At 65.6% G+C, this 15,150-nt stretch carries 9 protein-coding genes and 1 pseudogene; 6 read left to right on the forward strand and 4 right to left on the reverse strand.

Going from position 1 to position 15,150, the window contains the following annotated elements:
- Positions 1-51 precede the first annotated feature (51 nt).
- A complete protein-coding gene (gene secA / locus ACCQ00_RS04240) occupies positions 52-2,790 on the forward strand; it encodes a preprotein translocase subunit SecA (RefSeq protein ID WP_039569387.1) in 2,739 nt (912 codons plus the stop codon).
- A gap of 323 nt (positions 2,791-3,113) precedes the next feature.
- On the forward strand, positions 3,114-4,061 hold the full coding sequence (locus ACCQ00_RS04245) for a Nudix family hydrolase (RefSeq protein WP_039569390.1): 948 nt from the start codon (positions 3,114-3,116) through the stop codon (positions 4,059-4,061).
- Between the two features lie 111 nt (positions 4,062-4,172).
- On the opposite strand, the pseudogene ACCQ00_RS04250 reads toward ACCQ00_RS04245, so the two are convergent.
- The 3 genes and pseudogenes from ACCQ00_RS04250 to ACCQ00_RS04260 all read right to left on the reverse strand — a co-directional run bounded on the left by ACCQ00_RS04250 (position 4,173) and on the right by ACCQ00_RS04260 (position 7,098).
- Positions 4,173-4,803: pseudogene (locus ACCQ00_RS04250) on the reverse strand (hypothetical protein).
- A 45-nt stretch (positions 4,804-4,848) separates the two neighbouring features.
- Positions 4,849-5,676, reverse strand: coding sequence for a methylenetetrahydrofolate reductase [NAD(P)H] (gene metF, locus ACCQ00_RS04255; RefSeq protein WP_039569392.1), 828 nt, complete (start codon positions 5,674-5,676; stop codon positions 4,849-4,851).
- A gap of 39 nt (positions 5,677-5,715) precedes the next feature.
- A complete protein-coding gene (locus ACCQ00_RS04260; RefSeq protein ID WP_039569393.1) occupies positions 5,716-7,098 on the reverse strand; it encodes a glycoside hydrolase family 2 TIM barrel-domain containing protein in 1,383 nt (460 codons plus the stop codon).
- A 712-nt stretch (positions 7,099-7,810) separates the two neighbouring features.
- Between ACCQ00_RS04260 and ACCQ00_RS04265 the strand changes: the two genes are divergently transcribed.
- The 3 genes from ACCQ00_RS04265 (at position 7,811) to ACCQ00_RS04275 (ending at position 12,661) form a co-directional block, all read left to right on the forward strand.
- Positions 7,811-8,788, forward strand: coding sequence for an NAD(P)H-quinone oxidoreductase (locus ACCQ00_RS04265; protein ID WP_039569470.1), 978 nt, complete (start codon positions 7,811-7,813; stop codon positions 8,786-8,788).
- A gap of 239 nt (positions 8,789-9,027) precedes the next feature.
- A complete protein-coding gene (locus ACCQ00_RS04270) occupies positions 9,028-10,785 on the forward strand; it encodes a S53 family peptidase (protein ID WP_039569398.1) in 1,758 nt (585 codons plus the stop codon).
- Between the two features lie 940 nt (positions 10,786-11,725).
- The gene (locus ACCQ00_RS04275) at positions 11,726-12,661 is read left to right on the forward strand and encodes a Gfo/Idh/MocA family protein (RefSeq protein ID WP_039569400.1); all 936 of its coding nucleotides are present in this window, start codon (positions 11,726-11,728) and stop codon (positions 12,659-12,661) included.
- 408 nt (positions 12,662-13,069) lie between these two features.
- Here the strand turns inward: ACCQ00_RS04275 and ACCQ00_RS04280 are convergent, their stop codons facing one another.
- A complete protein-coding gene (locus ACCQ00_RS04280) occupies positions 13,070-14,440 on the reverse strand; it encodes an alpha-amylase family protein (protein ID WP_039569402.1) in 1,371 nt (456 codons plus the stop codon).
- A 452-nt stretch (positions 14,441-14,892) separates the two neighbouring features.
- Here ACCQ00_RS04280 and ACCQ00_RS04285 point away from each other — a divergent pair, with 452 nt between their 5' ends.
- Positions 14,893-15,126 carry a hypothetical protein gene (locus ACCQ00_RS04285; RefSeq protein ID WP_162292406.1) on the forward strand — a complete coding sequence of 78 codons (234 nt, stop codon included), beginning with the start codon at positions 14,893-14,895 and terminating at the stop codon, positions 15,124-15,126.
- Positions 15,127-15,150 lie beyond the last annotated feature (24 nt).

Here is a 15,150-nt window from a genome sequence, read left to right on the forward strand (position 1 = left end):
TCTGTGGGGACCGGCGTCGGTCAAACCGTTCCTTTTCAACCGGTTTCTTCAATGATCAACAGTCTGCTTACCCGTGTCTTTGGCAGTCGTAACGAACGCCAGCTGCGCCAGCTCAACCGCCTCGTCACCCAGATCAATGCGCTGGAGCCGACGATCGAGAAGCTCTCCGACGCCGAGCTGCAAGCCAAGACCCCGGAGTTCAAGCAGCGGCTTGCCGGCGGCGAGTCCCTGGACAAGATTCTTCCCGAAGCGTTCGCGGTATGCCGCGAGGCCAGCCGCCGCGTGCTGGGCATGCGCCATTACGATGTGCAGCTGATCGGCGGCATGGTGTTGCACCTGGGCAAGATCGCCGAGATGCGCACCGGCGAAGGCAAGACCCTGGTGGCCACGCTGCCGGTGTACCTCAACGCGCTGCAGGGCGAGGGCGTGCACGTGGTCACGGTCAACGACTACCTGGCGCGCCGCGATGCCGCGCAGATGGGCAAGCTGTACAACTGGCTGGGCCTGAGCGTGGGCGTGGTGTATCCGGGCATGCCGCACAGCGACAAGCGTGAAGCCTACGGCGCCGACATCACCTACGGCACCAATAACGAATTCGGCTTCGATTACCTGCGCGACAACATGGCGCTGTCGCGCGCCGACCGTTACCAGCGCAACCTGCATTACGCGATCGTCGACGAAGTCGACTCGATCCTGATCGACGAAGCGCGCACCCCGCTCATCATCTCCGGCCCGGCCGACGAATCGCCGGAGCTGTACATCCGCGTCAATCGCATCGTGCCGCAGCTGACCAGGCAGGAAAGCGAAGAAGGCGAAGGCGATTTCTGGATCGACGAAAAGGGCAAGCAGGTGCATCTGTCCGAGGCGGGCATGGGCCACGCCGAAGAGCTGCTGTTGCAGGCCGGCATCCTGGAAAATGCCGAAGACGGCCTGTATGCCGCGCAGAACCTGAGCGTGGTGCACCACCTCAATGCGGCGCTGCGCGCGCATGCCATCTATCAGCGCGATGTGGACTACATCGTGCGCGATGGCGAAGTGGTGATCGTGGACGAATTCACCGGCCGCACGCTGTCCGGGCGTCGCTGGTCCGACGGCCTGCACCAGGCGGTCGAAGCGAAGGAAGGCGTGCCGGTCCAGCGCGAGAACCAGACCCTGGCCAGCATCACCTTCCAGAACCTGTTCCGCATGTACAAGAAGCTGTCCGGCATGACCGGTACGGCCGATACCGAAGCCTACGAATTCCAGAGCATCTACGGCCTGGAAGTGGTGGTGATCCCGACCAACCGCCCGACCGTGCGCAAGGATCATCCGGACCAGGTGTTCCTCAACCGCAAGGGCAAGTTCAACGCGGTGCTGGCCGACATCGAAGATTGCGCCAAGCGCGGCCAGCCGGTGCTGGTGGGTACTACCTCGATCGAGACCTCGGAGATGCTGTCCGAGCATCTGCGCAAGGCCGGGGTGAAGCACGAAGTGCTCAATGCCAAGCAGCACGAGCGCGAAGCCACCATCGTGGCCAACGCCGGCCAGCCGGGCGCGGTGACCATCGCCACCAACATGGCCGGTCGCGGTACCGACATCGTGCTGGGCGGCTCGTTGGAATCGGAGTATCACGCCCTCGGCGAAGATGCCAGCGAAGACGCGCGTTTCAAGATCAAGACCGAGTGGCAGCGTCGTCATGACGCGGTCAAGGCGGCCGGCGGCCTGCACATCATCGGTACCGAGCGCCACGAATCGCGGCGTATCGACAACCAGCTGCGTGGCCGTGCCGGTCGTCAGGGCGACCCGGGTTCGTCGCGCTTCTATCTGTCGCTGGAAGACAACCTGATGCGCATCTTCGCCTCGGACTGGGTCCAGAAGGCGATGAGCATGATGGGCATGAAGGAAGACGACGTCATCGAAGATCGCCTGGTCAGCCGGCAGATCGAAAAGGCGCAGCGCAAGGTGGAAGCGCATAACTTCGACATCCGCAAGAACCTGCTGGATTTCGACGACGTCAACAACGATCAGCGCAAGGTGATCTACGCCCAGCGCGACGAATTGCTGGACGCCGAGTCGGTCAAGGACAATGTCGACGGGATTCGCGGCGATGTGATCTACGATCTGGTCGCACGCTTCGTGCCGCCCAATTCGGTCGACGAACAGTGGGACTTGAAGGGTCTGGAAGCCACGCTGGAGTCGGAGCTGGGCATGACCTTGTCGCTGACGGACATGGTGCGCGCGCAGGAAGAAATCGATGCCGAGCAGATCGCCGCCAAGGTGCAGACAGCGGTGGATGCGCATTTCGCCGAGAAGGAAGCGGCGATTGGCGCGGACACCATGCGCGCGTTGGAAAAGCACGTGATGCTGACCGTGCTCGACCAGGGCTGGAAGGAGCATCTGGCCAAGATGGATTACCTGCGCCAGGGCATCTACCTGCGCGGTTACGCGCAGAAGCAGCCCAAGCAGGAATACAAGAAGGAAGCCTTCGAGCTGTTCTCCGAGATGCTGGAGAACGTCAAGCGCGAGGTGATCAACCTGCTGGCGCGCGTGCGCATCCGCAGCGAAGAAGAAGTGGCCGAACTGGAAGAGCAGGAACGTCTCCAGGCGCAGGCGCGCTTGATGGCCTCGCAATTCCAGCACCAGGAGGCGGGCGGCTACGGTGCCGACGAGGAAGTGGAGCAGATGCAGGGCGGCAACGCGCCTGTGCCGGTGTCGCAGGTCACCCGCGACGAACCCAAGGTGGGCCGCAACGACCCATGCCCTTGCGGTAGCGGCAAGAAGTACAAGCATTGCCACGGTCAGCTCAGCTGATGCTGAGCTGACCGTGGAGCAGCCCGCGCCGCGGGCTGCTCACCAGGCGCCCGCGTAGCGGACGCCTGGCGCACGGTCCTTGCTTCCGATCCCCGGCGCCTTCGGCGCGCCCCCCTTACCAAGGGGGGCTTTGCTTTCGGAACTATCGCGATACTTTTGCAAGCCACGAGGTTACGCAGGGAAGGGCGGGGTTGGTTTGCCGTTGAGGCGGAGGTTGGGATTCGACACCGGCAATGCTTGTGCAACGCCTGCGTTAGCCAATCCCGCATCCCGCATCCCGGCCTCATTGCGCTGTACCGCTCACTCGCGGCACTCTTGCAGCCATGCCTGATTCTCTTCGATCCATTCACGTCGTTGCCGGCGTGATCACCGACCCCCGCGGACGCATCCTGCTGACCCGCCGTACCGAAACCCGCGACATGCCTGGCCTGTGGGAATTTCCGGGTGGCAAGCGCGAGCCTGGCGAGACCTCCGAACAAGCGTTGGTGCGCGAGCTCAACGAAGAGCTCGGCATCGAGGCGCAGGTGGGCGACTGGGTGATGGAGGTACCGCAGCTTTATCCGGACAAGCGGCTGCGCCTGGAAGTGCGTCATATCACTAGCTGGAAAGGCAGCCCGCGCGGCCGCGAAGGCCAGGCCATGACCTGGGTGGCGGCCGACAAGCTGGTCCGCTATTCGATGCCGCCGGCCGATGTGCCGGTGGTGGGCGTGCTACGGCAGCCGGACCGTTACCTGATCACGCCCGAGCCGGAGGACGAGGCGCGCTGGCTGGAGAGCCTGGAGCTCGCATTGCAGAACGGGATCACCCGGATCCAGCTGCGTGCGCGGCAGCTTGCGCCTGCGCGTTGGCAGGCGCTGTTGCAGCAGGTGATGCGCTTGCGTGGCCGCACGCGTGCGCAACTGCTGCTCAATCGCGATATTGCGCTGGCTGCGGACCTGGGTCTCGGCGTGCATCTGGGATCGGAGCAATTGGCCGGTTTGCAGGAACGCCCGCTGCCGGCAGAACAGCTGGTGGCTGCGTCGTGCCATGGCCTGGACGACCTGCGTCACGCCCAACGGCTCGGCTGCGACTTCGCGGTGTTGGGCCCGGTGCAGGCCACCGCTTCGCATCCGGGTGCCACACCCATCGGCTGGGACGGTTTCGAAACCTTGCGCGAACAGGTCTCGCTGCCGATCTACGCGCTTGGCGGTATGCAGATCGAGGATCTGCGCGAGGCGCGCGCGCACGGCGCGCAGGGCATCGCGGCGATCCGTTCGCTGTGGCCGCAATGAGCGCACCGCAGCGTCTGACGGCCGAACCGTCAGCGCAACGCCCTCGCTAGCTGCCCCGGCGTGCAGCGGTCCTGCGGTGATCCCGCGCAGCCGGATGCCACGCATACGTTGCTAGAACGTCACCCAGAAGCAGTTGTATTGCCTGCGCAGGCGCAGCACGCTGCGCGCCGGCGTGCCGCTGGCAAGGTTCTGTTCCAGCCGTAGTCCCCAGGGGCGCGGGCGGCTGGGCGGGGTGGGGAGCGGCGCATCGATGGCACTGCCATCCAGCGACGGTGTGGGCGTGGTGGTGTCCGCGTCCCAGCTCGGGGTGTCGCTTTGCGGATACATCGGCACGATGTCCAGCAACGGGCGCTGCACGATGGCTTCCAGGCGGCTCAGTACTTGATTGGCGGCGGCATCGGATTGACCGCTCCCACAGATACAGGCTGGACAGGCGGTTGACGTCGCGGCTGTCCACTGCCAATTGCAGCAACGACACCAGTTCGCTCAGCCGCCGCGGGCAGCCATAGCGATACAGGCCGGTATTGCCTTGCGGGCGGATGGCTGGCGGTGCGCGGCTGGCCGCGCCGACGTCTTCGCAACGCCGGTCGGTGAACAGGGTTTGCCCATCCGGCGCGACGCAGCGATGGATTTCCTGCGCCTGCACGCGCGCGGCGGGATAGGCGCAGAGCAAGAACAATAGGGGCAAAAGGCGATGCATCGACGCAGCGTAGCCGGGCGCGTGTGAGCTGGCGATATGCATGCGCGCGGGTGTGCGAGGGCGAGGATTGGAATGCGAAGCAGGTGCTCAGCGTCCGAGCAGCTGCAACACCTGCGTGGTCGGCTTGGCCAGATTGAGGGTGTAGAAATGCAATGCCGGCGCGCCGCCTGCGATCAGGCGCTCGCACAAGGCCGCCACGACCTCTGCGCCGAAGGCACGCACCGCGTCGGCGTCGTCGCCGTAGGACTGCATCTTCTTGCCGATCCAGCGCGGGATCTCTGCGCCGCACTGCTCGGAAAACCGCCGCAGCTGCGAGAAATTGGAGATCGGCATGATGCCGGGAACGATCGGTATCTCCACGCCCAACCGCTGCACTGCGTCGCGGAAATGAAAGTAGGCATCGGCGTTGTAGAAATACTGGGTAATGGCCGCATCGGCGCCGGCATCGACCTTGGCCTTGAAATAGCGCAGGTCGCTGAGCGCGTCGGCCGCCTGCGGATGGGTTTCCGGATAGGCGCCGACCTCGATCCGGAACGCGTCGCCGTGCTCGGCGCGGATGAAGGCAATCAGGTCCGAGGCGTAACGCAGGTCGCCCGGATGGCCCATGCCCGACGGCAGGTCGCCACGCAGCGCGACGATGCGGGTGCAGCCGATGGCCCGATACAGCTTGAGCAGCTCGCGGATTTCCTGCCGGCTACCGCCGACGCAGGACAGATGCGGCGCCGCTTCGAAGCCATGTTTCTGCTTGAGGTGGCGCACTGTCTCGGAGGTGTAGCTGAGCGTGGAGCCGCCGGCGCCGAAGGTGCACGACACGTACTCCGGCGCGTAGCCCTTCAACCTGGCTGCAGTGCGGTCCAGTTGCGCGCGCTGATCGTCGGTCTTGGGTGGGTAGAACTCGAAACTGAGATGCGTCATCGCGGCGGTTCCGGCGGATCGTCCGGGCATAATATCGCTTCATCGCGATGAATGCATATCTGGCTGCAACGATTCCGATGCGCCTTGTCGCGGGGCGGGCGAGGGCGGCAGCACGCGGAATGGCAGGTTGGCATAGCCGGCGCGGCCGGCGTTATCGCGCACTTCCACGAACAAGCGGTAATTGCCCGGCGGTGGTGCGATCAGGCGCACCTCCTCGCCTGTCCCATGTGCGCGGTTGCGACCACCGGCCACAGGGGGCGGTGCAATGGCGGCATCGACCAGCGGTGGCACCGTCTCGGGGTCGCCACCGATGCTGCGTGCGGTGCTTTCGCTGCGCACATGCCAGTCGTAGTGCAGTGCGGATGCGCCGCTGGCAACAATGCGTGCGGTCACGGCCTGGCCCGGACGAAGGCTCACGCTGTCGATGGCGCGTTGGCCAGCCAGAGTGAGCGACGATACCGCTGGCGCCCGCTTGGCCGGCCACTGGCCGGTCCACAGCCACTGCAACGTGTCCACGCTGGGCGTGGCCTCGCCCGATGACAGGAACAGGCCATACCAGGTGGGCGTGCGCTCCTGCTTGTCGCCCCACAGGAACACGAACGAGCCCAGCCCCTGCCGGGTGTCGCTGGCGATGTAGCTGCGGTAGCGTTGTTCCAGCAAGCGCGCCTTGCGCGTGCTGTCGTCTTCGATCGGTGCGCCCCAGGTGGTGGTCGGCGATTCCCAATGCCCGGTGGGGCCCCACTCGGTGACCACGTAAGGGCCGCGCCAACCGCTCTCGTGCAGCTTCTGCGGCAGCGCTGCGATTTCGCCGTAAAGCTGCACGGCGATCAGGTCCAGTGCCGGCGCGCGCGTCCTGAGTCGGTCGATGAGTTGCTTGTCGAAACCGGCCAGGGTGGTGGTGACCGGATGATCCGGGTCGAGGGCATGAATCGCCTCGGCGATCTCGCCGACCGCATTCCAGACCTTGGGATTGGTGTAATCCAGATTGAGTTCGTTACCGACCACCCACATCAGCACCGCCGGATGCGTCGCCGATTGCCGTACCTGCGCAAGCACGCGCTGCAGTTGCTGCTGCACTGCCGCTGCATCGTCGTAATCGAAGCCGTGTCGCTGGTTGCCGATCTCGATGCCGACCGCCACCTTCAGGCCGTTGCGTTGTGCGCGATCGAGCAGGGCGCGCTGGCGCTGCGGATCCGGATCCACGCGCCAGGTGCGTAACGCATTGCCGCCGCGTGCGGCCAGCGTCTCCATGCTGCCATTGCCCAGGCCGGCACCCTTGATCACGAAGGGAGCGCCATCCACCAGCAAGCGGTAGCCGTCTGCTTCCTGCGCAATGCGCACCTGCGCCGCGCTTACCTGCGTGCTTGCGGACAGTGCGAGCGCGCAGACGGCGATGAGATGCGCATTCCATGGAAGTTGCATGGCGACTCCTGGTGGTTGGCAAGGCACCAGCATAGGCCGGGACACCGTGGTGCGGGCGGCCGCGCAGCATCTGCCTGGTTGGGGTTGCTTACGGGAAACCGCAGTCGGTTCTGGGGCCGCGGTTGCTGCAATCGCGCGCCGCTTGCGTGCTTGAACCTGCGGCGTATTCGGTGAGCGCAAGCGTGTCGCGGCGCCGGGCTGCAATGCGACATGCAGGAAGCGGCGGTGGGCTTGGCACCAAATCCTGGCGTGGGATTTGGTCGCATTGGCGCTGCGTCGACGACCTTGCGTTTGTGTTGGCAGCGCATCCAGGGTGGAGGCGTCATGTTGCTGAGCGATGTTGCAGCACGCTTGTTCCCTCGTCTCAGGCGTGTTGTCGAAACCCGGCCAACCACTGCATGCGATATGTTGTGGGCGGCTGTCGATTCGACGGACGCAAGACGGATGGCATCTGCAGTGCGGGTGTATGGCATCGCTGCAGCCGCCCGATTGCGCATGCATCCTTGCGATGCTGTCGACAACAAGCGCTTACCGATGCGCACGCTCTCCTTCGAACGCAACGCAGTATCACGACGTTGTCGAACACCCACCATCGCGCGCTCGCTTGCCCCCTGTAGCGGCGGCGACATCTGCAAGTAAACATGAGATGCATCTGCGCCAGGCGTTGACGCCTGCACGCCTACACTGGACGCACTTTCCATGGAGCGCCTTCATGAGCGATACCACGATGACCGCCATCGCCATCCGCGATGGCAAGGGCGACGCCGACGCGCTGTACGCCACCGAGCAACCGCGCCCGCGCCCTGCGCCGGGCCAGGTGCTGATCCGCGTGCATGCCGCCGGCATCAATCGCCCCGATCTGCTGCAACGCGCCGGGCACTATCCGCCGCCGCCTGGCGCGCCGGAGACGCTGGGGCTGGAAATCGCCGGCGAAATCGTGGAGCCGGCTGGTCGCTGGAAGGTGGGCGACCGCGTGTGTGCGCTGCTGGGTGGCGGTGGCTACGCACAATACGCCGCCGTCGATGCGCGTCACGTCCTGCCCATTCCCGCCGGCATGGATCTGGTGCACGCCGCCGCGTTACCGGAAACCATCTTTACTGCCTATGCCAATCTGTTCGAACACGGCCGGCTCGCGGCAGGCCAATGGCTGCTGTTGCATGGCGCAACCTCGGGCATCGGCGTCACGGCGATCCAGATGGCCAAGGCGGCGGGCGCGCACGTGCTGGCCACCGCGCGCTCGGCCAGCAAGGCGGCACAGGCGCGCGAGTTGGGCGCCGATGTAGCGATCGATTCCACCACTGCCTCGTTTGTCGAAGTGGCCAAGGCGCACGGCGGTGTGGACGTTGCGCTGGACATGGTGGGCGCCGCGGTCTTCGCCGACACCCTGGAAGCGCTCAACCCACACGGGCGCATCGTCTATATCGCCTCGCAGGCCGGCGCCGCCATCGAGGTGCCGATTCCGGTGCTGATGCGCAAGCAGGCGGTCATCACCGGCTCGACGCTACGCCCACGCAGTGCAGACGAAAAAGCCCGGTTGGCCGCGGAAGTGGAGCGCGTGGTGTGGCCCTGGATCGAGCAGGGCAAGCTGCGCGTACTGCTCGACAAGCGCTTTGAGCTGAGCGAAGCGGCCGCGGCGCATCGTTACCTGGAGCAGGGCAGTCACCTGGGCAAGGTCGTGCTGGAGATGTAGAGCGTTGCCGCCGGCATCCACCAGATCGGCGCCAGCGGCTGCAGGCGTCGTGGGCCCGGCGATCGGCAAGCGCCGGCCACGCCACTGCGCAATCGTGCAGGTATCTCGGCACGAGGTTCGCGTGTCGGTTCGCGGTTGCATCGTTTCACGCACACAGAGTTCGCACTGCTGCGTCTGAAAGCACTGCCGCCTCGTGAGAATCCGCGGCCTATTCACTCACGATCAATGGCGGCAAACGAATGATGACGCGCTCTTTCGCTCAGGCTGTCCTGGCCTGCGCCGTCGCGCTGGGTATGACCGCTATCGCGCAGGCAGCCGAACCGGCACCTGCGCAAGGCGCCGTCGGCGGCGTGCTGGCGCCGCAACGCATCCTGCAGGTGGGATTGGTGCTCAAGCCGCAGGTGTCCATGCGTCAGCAACAGGCGGCGGTGGAGCAGTGGTTGACCCGCGATGGCGGCGATCCGCTGTTGCGCGACCAACTCGCTCGTGCAGCGGCCGCTTCCACCCGCGATATCGCACAGGTCAAGGCCTATCTGAGCCGGTATGGCATCACCGATGTACGCCCTGCCACCGATGGCCGCCTGCTGCAAGTGCGCGCGACAGCCGCGGCGTTGCAGGCCGCCCTTGGCGCCCCGCTGCGTGCGGTGAGTGCCGATGGCCGCGTCGGCGTTGCCGCCGCGCAGGGCGCGGTTGCAGTGCCGGCCGGCTTGCAGGCCGTGGTGCAAGGTGTGGTCGGCCTGGACGGTACCGCCGGGGCCAAGGTCGCGCCGCATGGGGCGCCGCTGAGCGCTGCGCGCGCATCGTTGTCGAACAGTAACGCCGTGACGGCTGCCAGCAGCGGCGGCGCGGAAGTCGTGCGCCACAGCATCGAAGAGCTCAATAGCGCCTATGGCGCCGATATGCTGGCACCGGCCAGCGATATCGTCGGTGCGGTCATTGCCGCCGGCAATCTGGAAAATACCCTCGCGCGGCTGCAGAGCTTCCAGGCGCTGCACGGCCTGCACACACCGGTCACGGTGGTGACGGTGGGCGACCCCGGCGCACCGGGGTATCAGTCCAATGCCGCCAGCAAGGATTCGGAAGTCGAGTGGGACATGGATACCCAGTTGCTGGTCGGCAGCGCCGGCGGGTTGAAGCGCCTGATCATCTACAACATCCCGGATTTTTCCTGGAACAGCATCATCGACGGCATGGCGCGCGCGGCCGACGACAACCTGGCCCGCGTGGTCAGCATGTCGATCTATGGACAGGAACTCCAGGTCAACGACGCGGCCTTCCAGGCCATGGACGCCAGCCTGACCAAGGCGGTGCGCCAGGGGCAGAACGTCGTGATCTGCAGCGGCGACGACGGCGTCTACCTGCCGCTGAGCGCACGCGCCAACGCGCCTTATTACGATACGCTGGCGGGGCGCCCGGACCTGCGCCAGGTCGGTTGGCCGGCCTCGCACCGCTACGCGATTGCGGTGGGCGCCACCGAGTTGCTGACCCAGGGCGGCAACCCCGGCCGCTATGCCTCCGAGCGCGTCTGGAATGCCGGGGTCGGCCGCCAACTCAGCCAGGGCGGCGTCAGCAAGATCGCCTACGCGCCGCAGTGGCAGCGCACCCTGCTGCCGGGGCAGACGGCCTCCGGCTACCGCGCAGTGCCCGATGTCAGCTTCAATGGCTCGTTCTACAGCAGTGCGCAGATCCGCGGCACCGATGCACAAGGCAACGAGGCTGCCTGGTATGTGTGGGGCACCAGTGCCGCCACCCCGACCTTCGCCGGCTATATCGCCCGGCTGTTGCAGTCGCATCCGAATCTGGGCTTCGTCGCGCCGCAGATCTATCAGTACGCGAGCCAGCGTCACGATGCACAGCGCGCCCATGACGTCGTGGTCGGCAGCAACGGCCTGTATCGCGATGGATACAACGCGAGCTACGGCTGGGACTACGCGTCGGGCTGGGGCAGCATGAACATCGGCGACTTCGACCGTTTCCTGACGCAGGCAGCGCCGTGACCTTCACTGCGCGATGAGCGTGCCGCGCGTGCAGGACTCCAACCTCTGCCACTGCGCTCTTGCGTACGCCGCTGCCGCTTGGCGGGGCGGCTTACGGTCGGCCACCGCTGCGATGTGGTGCCGTCGGGGTCGATGACGAACGCCGCGTCATCATCGTCGCCATGGTCCGGTCGCAAGCCTGGCGCACATGACGGTGGCCGCCGTGCTTGTAGCGCAGCGCGATGGACGGCGTCCACCGCCGAGGCATCGGTGGCCGCAAATTTGAGGTGGATGCCGGCCCCTGGGCGCACTTTGCGGCCTGACGCTGCTTCAAGGCCGGGCAGTCTTCGCCGCCGGGCCTGCCATAGCCGGCCGCCTGGTCGCGCGTGCCCGGTGTCAGATCCGACCACACCCCGAACATAGCCAAGCGCGCCCAGCGTTGCGTCGTAAAAGGCGCCGGTTGGTCAGCACGCCGCTGCGCGCTGTTCCGTCATGCGCAGCGCCACGCCGCAATCGCCGACCTCGCTGCGGAGGGTCAGCGGGGGCAGCGATCGCGCGAACGCCCAGCGCAACGTGATGCAACATCGGTGCAGCCTTCAAGGGCGACGGCACATCGGCATGCCGGCGGCGATGCTGGTCTGCATGCGGGCCTGCATCAATCGCCGGTTGCAACGCGTGTCTGTGGCGTGGCGGTCAGGCGTCGTGCGCGTTGCTGCGGTGCCCGGTGTGCGTGGAGCGCGTCATGCCATGCGTGGTGCAAGCAGGCCGGCCCGTACGCAACGACCAAGCGCGCAGGTATAGCAAAACAAGCAGGAGCGATGTCTCGCGGTGGGTCGCGCCCTGACCTTACACTGCGCCGTCGCGTGGGCTCCCCGCATCGCGCCCCTGCAGCGTTGCCCAAGCAGGATGCGTGAGCAGGCGCTTGCGCTGCTTGCCACCTCCTACCAGCACGAAGGTTTCGATGAAGCATCCAGACGCATTGCTTATTGCCCTTGTCGGGATCGGCAAGATCGCCCGCGACCAGCACGTGCCGACCATCGCGGCGCGCGAGGATGTGCAACTGGTGGCCACCGTGAGCCGGCATGGCACGGTCGACGGTGTGCCCGCCTATCACACCCTGGAAGACGCATTTGCCGCCCAGCCGCAGATCGAAGCGGTGGCCTTGTGCACGCCACCGGTCGGACGGCACGCATTGGCGCAGGCCGCGTTGATGGCCGGCCGCCATGTGTTTCTGGAAAAGCCGCCGGCCGCCACGCTCGCCGAAATTCATGACCTGCAAGCCGTGGCGCAGCGTGCGCAACGTACCCTGTTCACCAGCTGGCATTCGCGCTGTGCCGCCGGTGTCGCGCCTGCGCGTGCCTGGTTGGCCGACAAGCAACTCGTGCGCGCGCACATCACCTGGAAGGAAGACATCCGCCACTGGCATCCAGGCCAGGACTGGATTCTGGAACCCGGCGGCATGGGGGTGTTCGACCCGGGCATCAATGCGCTCTCCATCGCGACCCATCTGCTGCCACGCAGCTTGGCGCTGCGCGACGCCGAGCTGCACACCCCGGAAAACCGCCAGGCACCGCTGTATGCCAGGCTCGCGTTCGTCGACACCGCAGGACTGCCGGTGACGGCCGAATTCGATTTCCTGCAGACCGGGCACCAGCGCTGGGATATCGAAGTGGAAACCACCGCGGGCCTGCTCGTGCTCAGCGAAGGCGGGGCCAAGTTGAGCATCGATGGGCAACCGCAGGCGCTGCCTGCGGCCAGCGAATACGACGGCTTGTACGGCCGCTTCATGCAGCTGATACGCGCGGGCCAATCGGAAGTGGATATTGCACCGTTCGTGCACGTGGCAGATGCGTTCATGCTTGGCGCACGCCAGGTCACCGCAGCGTTCGCCTGGTAGGTCGGTCAGTCCGCTCGGCCGACGGCGAACACCGCCGGTCAATGCAAGTGGTGCTGCGGCCGGATGCTATCTGTGCAAGTTATTCGGGGCACGCAGTCGTGCGCCGCTGCCAACGTCGTTCGCCCATCGCGATGCGCAGCGCCGCACCAAACGCGCCGACTGCAACGCATGGCGTCGGTCCATCGATGCGAGTGCGCATGTGCGCTGCACCCAATGGCCTGCTGGCGGCGCAGTCGATCGGCGCCAGCCCGCAGAGACAACGAAGCCCCCGTACGCCGGTTTGCGTCGGGGGCTTCGCCTTGATCGTATTGCAGCGTTCTCGTGCGAGGTCGCACGATACGCCGCACTCACCGTTTCAAGCGACGAGAACACTGCAACGGCGTGTCATCGCCAGACTGTGGCGGTTGCTCAACGGCGCCACATGCGCGCGCCACGCGCCGGCAGGGTAAAGGTGTAGGAGCTGCTGGAAATGCGCACCACGTTGCCCGAGCCCAGCGCGTCCACGTAATCGGCATTCCAGTACAACACGCTGTTGTTCATTCCCACCGTGGTGGTGACCGGGTTGCCGCACTTATTGATGCCCACGATGCCCAAGCTGCCGCGACGGAACAGGATGTGGCAGGAGCTGGACGACAGGACCTGCATATCGGTGCCCTGCACGCCGTTATGGAAGCCGATCATGCGGCGCAGGTCGTCGCGGAGATAGGCGTTGACCCAGCGGTTGTCGCCGCTTTCGTTGTTGTCGGTATAGATCATCGGCATGCCGCCATTGCGACCGATCAGGTAGGCATAGGCCAGCGTTTCATCCACCGGGTCGAGAATCGCGTAGCGGAAGCCGGCGTTGTTGGGAATGTCGTGGGTCACTGCAAAGGTCACGGCGCGGTTGCCCGGCAATGCCTGGCCCGACGCGGCGGGGTCCACCAGCTGCTGCATGCTGGCGCCAATGGCGAACGCATTGCGCACCGCATTGAACAATGGAAAGTCGTAGGCCGCATGCGGCGTGGATTGCAGATACGGCGCCAGGAACTGGTCGTAATCGCCATTGCCCGTGCCGCCGCCGGTGATCACTTCGCCGAAGACATACACACCCGAGCCGATGCCGGCATCGAAGACGCGATTGAGATGGTCGAAGGTCATATGCTTGGCCGCATCCACCCGGAAGCCGGTCACGCCAATGCTCTTGAGCGCCTGCAGATAGGCGCGCTGCTGCTGCACCACCCAGTCGTTGCCGATCAAATCCGGCAGGCCTGGATCGCTGCCGCCGCCGCAGATGCGGTAATTGCGCACCTGGTAGGCGTCGTTGTAGTTGCTGATGCATTGCGCCGGGCCGAAATCGCTGGCGCTGAGGAAGTTCGACTGCAGCGTGCCGAACAGACGCAGCGCATCGTAACGGCCGGGGTTTGCAGCGTACTGCGACAGCACCGCGCTGCCCGGGTAATTGAGGTCCGAACGCGTGGCCGCTTCGTTGGCCATGTGGTTGAACACGATGTCGGCATAGGTTTCCACGCCGTTGTTGGCCAGCGCCTGGACCATTTTCTTGAATGCGGCGGTGTCGCCGAGCGGGTTATCGATCAGGCGGATGTCCTGGGGTTGATAGCGCGCCCACCAGGCACTTCCTTCGGAGCGGTACGCGGGGGCCACCAATACCTTGCGGTAGCCGGCATCGGCAATCTGCTTGGCGCGCGCTTCGACCGTGGCATACGGCCAGTTGAAGGCATGCAGGATGACATCGGCCTGCGCGTTGGCAGTGGTCAGCAGCAGGACCAATGCAGTCAGCAAGAGACGTGCACCGCGTTGCAGCAGTGAAGGTGGAGCATGAGCAGGCGTGTTGCGCATCGGATCGATCTCCAGTGGTAAGCGCAGGCCGACGCGCAGTGCGCGATGCCCGCATCAAGGCCTCCGGCCCCTGTTCCGGAAAGCGCGCGCACGGCGTGCAGCGCGCGGTGATGCTAAGCGCGCATCGCGGCGCAGCATGGGTATTGTGCATACGTATTCACTGCAGCGGGCCAGCAAACTGGGCGCGGGGTTGGGCGCCAACGGCGCGATTGGTCGCAAAAATCAGTGAACCACGCGGCCGTTGCCATCTCGCCCGCACTGGCCGTATCGAATCAAGACCTAGCGATAGCCTAGTCGCATCGTCAGCATGCGGCGCGTGCAACGTGGCCGGCGCATCTGGCTAGACCGTCGCTGGTGACATAGAACAGCTGCTTGCACTGTTTGCCGTTGGCATCGTGCACGTCACCTTTGCACGCCACGCTGCCTTGTCCGGCAACGCCAAGGTGCCGATTTTCGGCTGCACGCTGCATCCCCATCGCGCCGAGCAACAACGGCTCATCGCAGCGGCGATGAGGCCGAGCATGCGGCGGGTTGCGACGTGCAGCGGCACGGCCGCGATCCTGACGCAGGCGATACCAACGGCTCGGCCCGGCTGCGACGATGAGGCGGCGCTGGCCGCGTTAAACTAGCTGCCAGTCCACTGCCCGGCCTCC

Source organism: Xanthomonas sp. NCPPB 3761 (assembly GCF_041475705.2).
In the GTDB taxonomy this organism is placed as follows: domain Bacteria; phylum Pseudomonadota; class Gammaproteobacteria; order Xanthomonadales; family Xanthomonadaceae; genus Xanthomonas; species Xanthomonas phaseoli.